This window comes from Spiroplasma endosymbiont of Cantharis nigra, assembly GCF_964019925.1.
GTDB lineage: Bacteria > Bacillota_I > Bacilli_A > Mycoplasmatales > Mycoplasmataceae > Spiroplasma_A.
The window spans coordinates 578,417-591,413 of record NZ_OZ026470.1; the positions used below are offsets into that span (position 1 = coordinate 578,417).

The 12,997-nt window shown below is 23.1% G+C and carries 9 protein-coding genes and 1 pseudogene; 4 read left to right on the plus strand and 6 right to left on the minus strand.

Features of this window, described 5'->3' with window-relative positions; genetic code table 4:
• Positions 1-623 precede the first annotated feature (623 nt).
• Positions 624-773 (plus strand): hypothetical protein, encoded by a 150-nt coding sequence (locus AACL04_RS02460; protein WP_339031105.1) that lies wholly within the window; start codon positions 624-626, stop codon positions 771-773.
• Complete coding sequence (locus AACL04_RS02465) at positions 757-1,140, plus strand: hypothetical protein (RefSeq protein WP_339031107.1); 384 nt, start codon at positions 757-759, stop codon at positions 1,138-1,140. Before AACL04_RS02460 ends, AACL04_RS02465 begins: the two co-directional genes overlap by 17 nt.
• A gap of 160 nt (positions 1,141-1,300) precedes the next feature.
• Here AACL04_RS02465 and AACL04_RS02470 read toward each other — a convergent pair whose 3' ends face one another.
• Both AACL04_RS02470 and AACL04_RS02475 read right to left on the minus strand, forming a co-directional pair.
• Positions 1,301-3,154: an ATP-binding protein gene (locus AACL04_RS02470; RefSeq protein WP_339031109.1), complete on the minus strand. Its 1,854-nt coding sequence runs from the start codon at positions 3,152-3,154 to the stop codon at positions 1,301-1,303.
• Positions 3,144-4,166: an SIR2 family protein gene (locus AACL04_RS02475; RefSeq protein WP_339031111.1), complete on the minus strand. Its 1,023-nt coding sequence runs from the start codon at positions 4,164-4,166 to the stop codon at positions 3,144-3,146. The genes AACL04_RS02470 and AACL04_RS02475 overlap by 11 nt, the downstream gene beginning before the upstream one ends.
• A 178-nt stretch (positions 4,167-4,344) precedes the next feature.
• Here AACL04_RS02475 and AACL04_RS05530 point away from each other — a divergent pair.
• A pseudogene (locus AACL04_RS05530) lies at positions 4,345-4,605 on the plus strand (ISNCY family transposase); the annotation flags it as partial.
• Positions 4,606-5,373: 768 nt separating this feature from the next.
• Here the strand turns inward: AACL04_RS05530 and AACL04_RS02480 are convergent.
• On the minus strand, positions 5,374-6,489 hold the full coding sequence (locus AACL04_RS02480) for a hypothetical protein (RefSeq protein ID WP_339031112.1): 1,116 nt from the start codon (positions 6,487-6,489) through the stop codon (positions 5,374-5,376).
• Between the two features lie 2 nt (positions 6,490-6,491).
• Entirely contained in the window at positions 6,492-7,658 is a 1,167-nt protein-coding gene (locus AACL04_RS02485) for a hypothetical protein (RefSeq protein ID WP_339031113.1), read from the minus strand.
• Between the two features lie 1,166 nt (positions 7,659-8,824).
• On the opposite strand from AACL04_RS02485, the gene AACL04_RS02490 reads away from it, so the two are divergent.
• Positions 8,825-8,968: a hypothetical protein gene (locus AACL04_RS02490; RefSeq protein ID WP_339031115.1), complete on the plus strand. Its 144-nt coding sequence runs from the start codon at positions 8,825-8,827 to the stop codon at positions 8,966-8,968.
• A 28-nt stretch (positions 8,969-8,996) separates the two neighbouring features.
• Here the strand turns inward: AACL04_RS02490 and AACL04_RS02495 are convergent, their stop codons facing one another.
• On the minus strand, positions 8,997-9,224 hold the full coding sequence (locus AACL04_RS02495; RefSeq protein ID WP_339031117.1) for a hypothetical protein: 228 nt from the start codon (positions 9,222-9,224) through the stop codon (positions 8,997-8,999).
• Between the two features lie 831 nt (positions 9,225-10,055).
• A complete protein-coding gene (locus AACL04_RS02500; protein WP_339031119.1) occupies positions 10,056-12,857 on the minus strand; it encodes a glycosyl hydrolase family 18 protein in 2,802 nt (933 codons plus the stop codon).
• Positions 12,858-12,997: the final 140 nt, after the last annotated feature.

The window sequence follows — 12,997 nt, forward strand, 5'->3', positions numbered from 1 at the left end:
AAAAGCCATAATTACTTAGTAATAAATACAGCAAAATAATAAAATAAGTTCTAAATATAAAATTGATTTTATACACTTTTATATTTATAAAATAAATTTATTTTTATAAGAATCTAATTGTGTCTTACATATAAAAACTTTTATCAAAGTTATTTAAATATTAAATGAAATATTTTTAAATAAATAAGTAGAAAGTCAAGCAAATGTAAGCAATAACCCATTCATTAATATTGTTGATATACAATAGAGAATAATATTTATATCTTTTAAAGCTGGTGTCTCTATAAATATTTTAATGTTTTCACCATTTTCCATAGTTTCATAAACTAAAAAACTAACTGGTTCTTTGTCAAAATCAGGAGGTAAAACATTAGAAATAAAAACTTGTAAACCAATGTAGTTAATAATTATTTTTTTAGAGCTTTACTTTCTGAAGCTGAGATTAGAGCAATTAATTCTAATAAACCTATTAAAATAAAGTAAGTTAAGATTAACGAACCTACAATATTAAATGCATAGTTCTTTCTATTAAAAGTAAGGCCACAATAAAAAATATAGATGCTAACATTAATAAAAAGAAATAAGTTTGTAATCCTCCTAAAATTATATTAGATAGAGCATCATTGGAAGCATGTCCAAATGAAGCAATAGAGATAAGAATTATAAATGCTGGTAAGTATAAAAATGTTGTGATTAACATTAAAGATAAATACTTAGCTAATACTATTTGTGCTTTAGAAATGGGTTGAGTTAACATTGGAATCAGTAACTAGAAAATTTGATCAAGATGAAGAAATTGTATTCTCTTATCGAAGTGAAATAATTATTAATAATGATCATAATATTAATTTTAAAGAAATTAAGCGAGTTATATATAAGGGCTTTACTCCAATTTACTTTAAGCCAAAGTTAAAAGTAATGGTTATGGAAACAAAAAATAAAAAATGTTATGCATTAATTGGAAATGACTTTTACAGTCTTATTCAAGTTAAGGATGAACATTTACATGGAAATATGAAACATTATCTAATAAGAAATTTGAAACTACTAAAATACCAAAAATTAATTATACTTGGAAAGCAACTAGCTGATATTTTTTTGATAGAAAAAGAAAAAATACAAGATATATTTATTAGATAAATCTTGTATTTCAGAACATAATCACTTATTATCTACATCTTTTTTATTTATTTCATTAATTATAAATTTCACTTATATTAAAAAATCTTTGCTTTTTCATTGTCCATCTCTTTAAGAATATTTTTTCGCTCACAATTTTTTATTAAATTTATTTTTATTTTTATTCTCATAAATCCGTTAATTTTACATCATCACTCATAGGTCTATTTTGATCTTCCTTTTTGACTTTTATAAAAATAGGAATTTGCATTGATTTTCCAGTAATAACAGCCTCACCTTGTCCTAAAATTGGAATCATTTTATAGGCATTTTTATCTAGTGTTGGCATCGTATTTTCTAATGACATTAAATCTTTTTCATTAACTAATCTATGAATAAAATAATTATGAACCTGAGATAAAATTGTAGGTGAAATATCATAAGGTCTTTGACTTGATAATGTCAAATAAAAACCAAATTTTCTTCCTTCTTTAATTATTTCTTCAAAAACTGAAAGACGATAATCTTGTCATTCATCATTTTTAGTTTTATTAACTGAACTTAAAATATTATGTGCCTCATCAATTATCAAATGCTTTGTTATATTAACTTTTTTGCCAGCCACTTCATTTTTTTGTTCATCATAAATCATTTTTGATAAAAGCATAGGAATTAACTTTTTTACTTCTTGATTTGTATCTACTAGAGAAATAATATTAAATGTTTTGTAAAAAGTTGATATATCATCAACTATTTCCACTACTTTCTCTAAACTTTCAAGTGATGAATTGATTCTATTAAATAAGGGATTTATATGTTCTAAATTAGTAGACTTTCAAGCAGATTTATATATTTTTTGAAAGCTTAAATAAAATTTTAATTTTTCTATAGGAGTTGCTTTATCTAAATAGCATTTCAATTTTTCACTAATTTCATTCAATTTTAGATAATTTTCATGATTTTGATCTAATTCTGTTTTATTGTTTATATATGATGGTTTTGTTTCTTCTCCATAATAGTAACCTTTAGAATAGGAGTTATATTTCAGTTTCTCTAAATTAGATAAAATTTCTAAATATTCATAATCTATGTAATTTTTACAAACTTCAATTCAAGATTCCTTTGCATCTGAAACTGCATCATCTCCTGTTACTAAAATTTTTTTTATTATACCTACAACAAGTTTAGAACATTTAGTGGGGTCACTCAACTCTTTTTTATTTCAAGTTGAAATTGCATTTTTCAGAAATGGCATTTGAGTTGCTGGTGTTGCTCCAAATAGAATAGATAAAATTTCAGAATCAAATAGATAATCCTTTTTTATATAAATTTTCTTTGCTTTTTTTAATTTTGTAGATAAGTTAAAAACTATTTTATTTTTATTTTTAATTCCAAATAAATTATTTGAGATATACTCTCCATTAAAATCAATTAAAAAAAACTTTGATTTTCTAGAAATATACTTTGGATAATATTTTGATTTAAATAATTCTAAATATAATTTATGAAGTGTATTTGATTTACCACTTCCTGTATTACCAAAAATACCTATATGTGAGGCAAAAAAACTGTTAATTGCAATATTTATAGGTTTACCTTCAATAATTGATTCTCCTATACAAATTGTAGATTCACCTTTTTCAATTTCATAAATAATATCAATTTCATCTTGAGTTGTGATTGTTATCTCATTCCCGATCATTGGAACATACTTACTTGTTACATGAAATTTTCCATTTTCAATAACGCCCTTTGTTTTTAAATAAATAATTCTATTTATTGAATTATTACGAAATCTATTATCAAACTCTTTATTTTTTAAAGTATTATAGTCATCTATTATTTCTTCACTAGAAATAGTTGTAATTATTTTAATATTGTTTTGATTTACAGTTAAAAAAGAACCAACTCTTGGGCCATTAAGTATTTCTCCATTTCAAATATATTTAACATCGTTGCTAAAATTATATACTCCAATTTTTGAAATATCACCATTAACTGAAATTATTACTCCTACTTTTTTATTATTTATCATAATTATCACTCTCTAAATTTATAATAGATAATACTTCTGCTAAATTTGCTAAAGTAAATAATTTTTGATTTGATGAATTGAATATATCCGATGAAGTAAATATTTTTAGATTCTTAGGTAAATTATTTTCTAGCATTTGAAGATTTAAAAGTATTTTTCTCTTATCATCTTTATTATAGCAAAAAATATAAATTTGAAGCTCCCTATTTTGAATTGCTCTTTTTAACATTTTTTTTATATGTTTATCTTGGAATGAAAAACCTAAAACAAAAAGAACTGATTGTGATTTATCAAGTTCATATTGAAATACTCTTAACATTTCATGAAAATGATTATTTAAAAATACTTCTTGACTTTCTAATTTGTTTGGTTTAACAACTACACCTTTAGAAAAATTATCAATAATATTTAATTTTATTTGAATTTCCTCTTCCTCTTTTATACATACTTTTTCTCAATTTATTGAACCGTGTGGTTTTATTAAATTTATAACTGGAATTTCATTAATATAATTATCGTTTAATCCTTTAAAACCAGTAACACGATTAAAATTACCACTATCTAATTTTCTTATAAAATAGCCATTTGCTCCATCATTGAAAATAAAATTAGAGTTATATAAATGATTGTCAATAACTTTTTCTATAAAAATATCATAATTTGTAGTAAAGATATTAACAGATCTTGGAGTTTCTCTTGAGTTTGAATTTTCCAATATTTTAATAATGTTTGAAATAAAATGGTTATAATTATTAAATGTTAATTCTACATTTTTTTCTAAAAAATTACATTTCATAATTTTATCACTAACTTCTTTGACATTTAATATAATTTCTTCAAAATTTTTTTCCTGATTAACTTCATTTTGATTTAGACATTGTATTGCTGGCATCGAAGCACCTGCTCCTAACAAAAAATTAATTCTTTTTGAAAATATTAAATCTTTTAAATTTTCAACTACCCCTTTATATTTACTCATATTTTCTAAATTATTTTTTTTAGACTTTGACATTCTTTTGCTCCTTATAATTTTTAAAATTTATATTTAAATTATAACAAAAAAACACCTTTAAGAATGTTTAAAATTCTGTATTTTTACAACTTGGATATTATGAACAACATTTAAATTTTTTTACTTTTTGTTAACTCTCTCTAGAGTATAAACTATTTAATATTTTGAGCACTTTAGTAAGGGCTATACTCCAATTTACTTTAAACCAAAATTAAAAGTAATGATTATGGAAACAATAAATAAAAAACATTATGCATTAATTGGAAATGACATTTACAATCTTATTCAAGTTTAATATGAACGCCTACATGGAAATGTTAAAACACTATCTAATAAAGAATTTGAAACTACTAAAGTACCCAAAATTGACTCTCCTTGGAAAGCAACTAACTGATATTTTTTTGATAGAAAAAGAAAAAATACAAGATCTATTTATTAGATAAATCTTGTATTTTGGGACATAATCGCTTATTATCTACAAAAAAAATATTTTGAACATTTAATATTTTATCAGGTTTCTTATTTTTTTGTAAATATAACATAGTTAAGTATTTACTATTTTTATTTGCCTCAATAATAGGTATTTGTGGAATAACTCCAAGTCAATATTCATAATTGAGTTGAATAAATTTTACAATTTTTAAAAGCTGTGTTTTTTTATCATTCTTTTCTAAATTAATATACGTGGTTTTAAATCTAATGTTGATACAACATTAATTGATAAACTAATACTAGAAGATTTAGTTAATAGTTTATTCATATTTATTTCCTTTCTTGTATAACTTTTCTATACATAAATATTTTAATTACATTAAAGAGAAAAAAATGAAATATTTTTGCAATTAGTTTAATTTTTTTTAAAACTATCCATTAATTATTGATATAAAATTTGTTTGATAGATTAAATTAGATAGTACTTTAAGAATTTGAATATTATTATCTTGACAAAATTTAATCAAAAGTATCTTGTTTATAATTTAGTAAATAATATTCTATAGTTATTTATAATTAACAATTCAATATCTTTTATACTTTTATTTTTTAAAGTTAATTATATTTTTTAACTAAAAATATTTATAATGGCCTTAAAGGTAATTTAAAAATAAAATTAAAAAAACACCATGTCTAATATGGTGTTTTAAGAATAATCACTTATAAATATTTACTATTCCCATGTGTCTCATCAATTACAGTTCAAATATATTTATTAAAAACTATAGAGATAAAAATCCTCAGCCACTTTCGTAAAGCTTCCAAAATAAAATTTATAACTAAATTCTGTAATTGTAGGATCTAATATTCCTAAAAAATCAGAATTCAGTTTTACATTAATATAAATTTCAAGCTCCGGACTTTCAGGTTTCCCAACAAGATTAATTAATTTATTTTTGTAGTCTTCAAATTGACCACAATAATGAAGTAGATCGACTTCATTATTTGCAGGTCTAGTTATCTCACAAAAACCTACTTTTGGATTTTTCTCATGAAAATTTTTAAAATTATATTTACTATCATAAGGTGTAATATCTATAAAATTATTACTCATCTTTTTATAAATAAAGCTATCCGTTTTTTTCATATCTCAGTATCAATTACCAAAAATGTCTTCCATTTTTGTAATAAAATTTAATTGACCTTGTAGAAAATAATTTTCAGGTTGTAGTCCCTCAAAATTAGGTATTGCATATTTATCATCACCTCTAAGAACATAATCTACTTTTGGTTGATTAATTAAATTATGATCTATTCAAAGCTTAAAAATAGTCTTTTTATCAATTCAATAATTTTTAATAGGATAAACAATCTCTTTGCTATAGGTAAATACATCACTTTCCTTAGAAGAAATTGTTACAGAAAAATTTCCTATTTGATAATCTCCTATTTTTAATTTATTCTCATCCAAACTGTAAATATTATCAGAAGAGCATTCATTTCCTTCAATTGTTAAACAATTATAATTTTTTTCTCTTTTGGCTACTTTCAAAATAATATCATCTTCTCTATATTTAATATTTCTTAAAGAAGCAAACTTATTTTTTTGAAAAAAATAATCAAATTTTTCAATTAAAAATTCTACTCCATCAAAATTTTGTAAGTGATTTTTAATAGCATAAAAATCTATTTTGGGATTAGTATCATCTCCACTTGATTCAATCAAATAATTTTCAAAATCCCTAATTGTGTCAATGTATACTTGTTTTACCACTTTTGAAGGAATAGCAATAAAATCAGGTTCTCTAATAAATTCTGGAGTACAGCTTATAGCAAAAGTGCTTGGAATAATTGTTGCTAACAATGAAGAATAAATAGTTAGTTTCTTCATAATTAACTGAATTTAATGTCTGATATTGACATACTTGCTTCTGCTCTTGCTCAATAAGCATTTCAAGCTGAAGCTCAAACCCAAGTGTTTACAGATAATCTTATTTCAAATTTAAAATCATTTAATCATTTAGTGGTCAATGTACCAAAAGCTTTTTCTTGATTTACATTTTTATAAGTTAAATCAAAAGCATTAATTGTTGTATTTTCATTAACATTAATTCTTTGATATTTTGGCTTAATATGATTAGTATCTTTGTATTGTTCATTTTTTGGATTTGGTTCATTTTTATTTACAGTATAATTGAATCTTCCCATTCCCTGAGTATAGTAATTTGTATTTAAACTATAATCCATATATTTATAAGAACTTAAAAATTTACTTTTACCTAAATCAATGTCTATTACTACTGCACTAGTTTTAAAATCAGATTGTTCTGAATTATATGCATCAGATCTAGCAGATTCTGTTGCAACATTTGCAATTCCTGAGAAAACATCTTCAAAAGTTATAATTACAGAGCCATTGTATTTTCCATATTTAGTTGCTCTAGCTACTGCATTTTTATAAGTTATTGTTTCAATAAAAAAGTCATTGCTCTCTAAGCCATAACCTTCATTCTTTGTTAAAACAATTGCTTCTAAAACTTGTTTATTTAATTTTTTAACTTCACCCATGTGAGTAATTTTAATTGCTTCACTTAGAATAGGTTTTACAACAGTATTTTCATTTATTAAAGAAATATCTTTAATGTTCAGTATTCCTTCAAATTGATTACTATCACCTAGATATAACATAGTTAAATCTCCCTTAGATTTACTTCCCTCAGTAGTAGGCAATTGTGGCATAACCACAAATCAGTCATCATAATTTTTTTGAACAGATGCTATAATTTCTAAAATCTCACTTTCCTTATCATTTATTTTTGAAAGTTGTGATAAAATATTTGCTACAACAAATTTTTCATCATCTAATTTATTTCTAATAGGGTATAAATTTACTTCCCCACTTTTTAAATTTAGTTCACTTAAATTAATAGTTGCATATTCTGAATTGAGTGAATTATTCTCATTATTTTCTAAAATATGTTGATTTGTTTCCAAAACTAATGTTGGAACAGCAGTGATTGATAAACTAATACTAGACAAAGTCGCTAATAGTTTATTCATATTTTCATCCTTTCGTGCATGATTTCTCATACGCTTATATATTAATTCTTTTTTTTAAATAAGTTTAAAAAATCAACATTAATTTCATAAAAAGTGGAACAATTCTCAATATTTTTTCATTTTTAAAAAGTAATTATTTAATATTTCAAAAACTTATAGTAATCTTCTGTTTTTATAAAAAAATTACTTATTAACAAAGTAATATAAAAAATTATTGTCTTTTATATATTTAATTTTTCCAAAATACATTTTAAAACTGTTCCTTATATTTTTAGGCTCCAATATATCTAAATATTTTTCATTTAAAGGTATATACAAAATTATTTCTAGTTCATTATTTTCTAAATTCATAATACTTAATTTATTTTTAATTCTCCCAAGTTAAGAGCAATAATTTAAATCTTTTTATTCTAAATTTTCATTAGAGTTTATTTCAAAAAAATTTATTTTTCGATTTACTTTGTAAAAAATTAAAAAGTCATATCTTTTAATTGGTCCAACAATTTATGCAAATTTATTACTAAAATAATTATACATAAACTTTTTTATTTTTTTCATCTCTCAAAATAAATTACCAAAATATCTTCAACGTTGGTAATGAAATTTATTTGTTCTTCTAAAGTAATTCCCTTTGGTTTCCTGTCTCAAAATTGGGAATTGTAAAGTAATCTTCACTTTTTAAAACCTTTTGAATTTTTTAATCATTGATTAGGTTATGATTTTCTCAAAAATTTGAAAAATTCTTTTTATTAGTTCAGTAATTTCTAACTGGAAAATTTAATTGTTTTTTGTAGGAAGTACTAATTCCTTTTAATGACTCTATTAAAATATCAAAACTTCTTAAATTATAATCTCCAATTTTTACAATATTATTATCTTCAATAAAAGTTGCTCCTATTCCACAAATAATTTTATCAATTGTTTTAAAATAAATATCTTGTTCAAGTTCTTTTATATTATCTGTTGGATACTTACTTTTATTTAAATATTTCCTTTTATTTAATTCATATAATGAGTTAAATTTATTAGTTAGAGTTGTAGTGATATTCCCTTTCCCTATCTCTATTACAAAATCATAAAAGTCCTTTTAGAATTTTTATTATTACCATAAATATCATATAAATATTTCTCAAATTCATGAATTGTTTTTTTCAGTAATTTTGTTAATGATTTCTAATGGAATTCTGTCAGAGTCCAATGCAGGTTTTGTTATAACTGATGGCCCACAACTTATTACTAAATTAGTAAGAATAATTGATGAGACTAAAGAAGAAAAAATTAAAGTCTTTTTCATAATTAATTTAGTTTAGTGTCTTCAAAGACATCTCACTTAATTTTTTAGTCTTTTTTTCTATAATTTCTTCAATCTCAAAAATTTGTATCTTTATTAATCATATAATAATATTTTTTATTTATATAATTGAAAAAAGTTACTTTATTATTATTATTATTTAAAAAATTATTTTTAATAGAATTAATATTAACACTTGTAAGGCTTGATACTTTAATAGTTTTTTCAATTATAGATTGATTTTTATTTTGTGACTTATTTCAAATATAATACATAATTATTTTAACTACTTGGAAATTTAGTTTATTGACAATTAATTTTAAGTAGACTAAATAAGATACAATACTATTATTGCTTTTATAAAAAAATTGACCTCTATTCCTTCTTAAAAATCGAATGGTTTTTATTGATAAAGTAATACTAGCAGCGTAGTTAATAGTTTATTTATGCTTTTTCCTTTCTCGTATAATTTTTATATACATATATATTTTAATTAGATTAAAAAGAAAAAATAAAAAAGTTGATGAAATATTAAGAAAAAATGAACTATTTCTAAGATTTATTTCATTTTTTTTAAAACATCTCAATTAATAACGAGTCTGCTTTAATTTTAAAAATCAGTTTCCACTATAAAAGACAATTAGATATTAATTATATTTTTAAACTCTATTAAAGAATTTCTATTGAAAGTAATTTAACTTTAAGCGTTTACAAAATTTCTAAATCATTAAAAATCTATTATTTCTAATCTCATTATATATATATTGAAATTTTAACTTCATTCTCCAAAAAGTAAAAAGTTTATTGTTAAGTTTCTAAAGAACCATATTTCAAAAAAACATATATTTTTCTTTATAATTTTGATTAGAGATTTTATTTTATAGATCTAATTTACTAATTATTTTTTAAAAATATCTGAAACTTAAAATTTATATTAATTTCAAATAAGTTAGTCTCTTAACTATTTTTATAAAATTATATAATTTTATATATTAATTCCATAATTTTAATTTTTAATTAAATTAGAGGAACTTTTAATATTTAAATAAAAAAAATCTTATTCAAAATATTGAATAAGATTTTAATTGATTATATTAAACTACAAACTATTTATTTCCTCAAGTTTCTTTAAATCAAGTTTCAAACATTCAATTTGAAACAGCATCATAGTTAATAGCTCATGTCATTAATCCACGAATATGAATATTGTCATTTTCTAGTAAAACATATGATTTATATATTGATTCTCTTGTTGCTGCACCTCTACCTGCAGGTTCATTAGTAGCAGCTCCTAAAACGAATTTATTTGTTGGAATTTTTTCATAAAAATCGTTTTGGGCACTATATTTTGTTGTTAAGTATTTTGTTACTAAGTAGTAGAATTCACCTCTATACTCAGTGTCATCATTTGAAATATATGAAGTATTAACTCCTAAATAGTTTTTTTCTTCTTCATCAACAAATGGTCCAAATGCTCAACCATTATAGTATTGAGGATTTATAAAGTCATATATACCATCAAGTCCTTTTAAGAAAGGAATATAACTTGCTTGATTACCACCTTCTGTATTGTATTTTAAGTATGGTAACTCTGGTGCCATTGTTAACATAAATTCTTTACCTTTTGAGTTTTGAATTTTTTTAGCTTCTTTTAAAGCTGAGATTGTAGTTTGTTGACTTTCTCTGTCTCCAAGTGCTCCACCTTCTCAATCAATATCGATTCCATCAAATCCATATTCATCCATATATTTAATAAATGTAGCAGTTAATTGATCAGTTTGATCTTGTCTAAATCTCATTTCTCCACCAGTAGCTCCACCCATTGATAAAATCACTTTTTTACCAGCGTTTTGTAAAGATTTAATTCCTCTTTGAATTCCCTCTTTACTTGTTGGACTGAATGCTTCAAAAGTAGGCATTGCATATGGTTCTCATGTATATAAGAATGAAATATCAATTACATTATATGCAGAGTTTAATAATTCATTACTATTTAATAAATCAACTGGATTATTATGTTGGCCTTCTCCACCTCATTCATATCAGTAACCTACTAAAAGTGCATCATTTGAAGGTTTTGGTTTCTCACCATTTTCTTCTAAACTAAAATTGATTACAACTTGTGAATCTTCATTATAAAATTCAGATTTTGCCTTTGTTTTAATTGTGGCTCCAGTTGTAGAAATATTTTTAACTTCAATTTCATCTTTTTTAACATTTTTATTTTTAGCATAAACTGCATCCAAGATTGTTGAGGTATTTGCGTCCTTAATTTCTCCTAAATTTGGTTCAGTTAAATCAACAGATAAATCTTTTTTATTTGAAGGTTTTTCTTTTTCAATAACTTTAAAGTTAACTTCAACAGAACCATTATAGATTTTGCTGCCACTAATAGAATTAATAGTTGCACTTGTTTCTGTTATGTTTTTAACTTCTAAATGTCCTAAATCTAAGTTTGTATTTTTTTGTGCTAAAGCACTTAAAATACTTACTTCTGTATTTTCATTAAGATCACCTAATTGAGTATTTTTAATAATATCATTTAATTCATCAGGTTGAGATATTGAAACTACTGTGTAAAAATTAATATCAACAGTTCCTTTATAACTATATGAATTTTCTTTTGCTTTAACTGTTGCTGAATAATTTGTAAATTCTTCAGTTATTCCTTTATTGCCAGTTTCTTTTATATTAGAAATTTCAACTTGATTTAAATCTAATCCTTTATTGGCACTGTCAATTAACTCTTTAATTTTTAATTCACTTAGATTTTCACCTTCACCTAAATGAATTGCTGTGCTTTTACTTTTTTCAAAGCTTGTTTTTGTAATAACTTGACTTAATTCTTTCTTTTCAACAGGTTTAGCATTTTCTGAAACACTGTATGAAAGTCATACTTCATCTTTATATTTAGATTTACCTTCTTCATTGGGGATTAAAATTGAGTTATACTCATTAGTATTTTTTAAAGTTAATTTTGAAGTATCTAAATTTGGATTGTTTATTTTAACAGCTTCCATAATTGTAGCTTCATTTATATCTGAAATATTACCCAATCAAGTTGTTTTAACTTCATTGTAAAGTGAAGATACTGATCCAGAACCTTCTGAATTTCCTTTTAAAGTAAAACTAATATAACATTCATCTTGGTATACTGTTGAACCAGATTTAGCAACAACTTGTGCTCCTCATTCAGTTACTGATGTAACTTCCAATTCATTAATATCAATTTCACTGTTTTTTGCTTTAACTTGATTTAATATATTTTTTTCAGTTTCTTGTTCATTAGAACCAGCTTGTATTTCTCCCAATCAGCTGTTTTTAACTGCTGAATAAAGTGCTACTGCTGATGAATCTCCACCATTAATTACATTATAAGAAACTGTTGATTGTCCTTTATAAAGAGTTGAATTACTCTTTGCTTCAATAGTTGCTCCTCATGGATTAATAGCTTTAACTTCTAATTCATTTGTGTTGATTAATGGATTAACTCCTTTTAACTCTTTTAAGATTTCTGCAGAATCATTGCTAGTGATTGTCCCTAATCATGTATTGCTAATAGATTCTCATAAATATTGAGAATCTGCTTTTCTATTTCCAAAATCAAATTTAACACGAGCTTCCCCATCGTAATCGGTTGCTCTGTTTTTTGCAACAAAAGTAGCATTTCCATTAAATAAATCAACATCTTTTAATGCCAATTTATCTGTATCTACTTTTGGATTATTTTGTTTAAGTGCACTCTTTAGAATACTTTCACTTACATTGCTTATTTTTCCTAAATCTTTGTTTTTAATGATTTTATCAATGTCCTTTGTATTATCTACTTTTAAATTACAACTAACAACAGCTGATGATGTTGAAGCAGTAAAAGCAATTGTAGATAAAATTGATAATAGTTTTTTCATTTTTATAGTCTCCCATGTTTTGTATTATATACAATTAAAAGACATTGTCAAAAATGAAAAACTTAGAATAAGATAAAAAAATACTTTAAAAGTTTACTTTTTAGTTAATTTGAACTAAAAAGTACATCTATATTGAAATA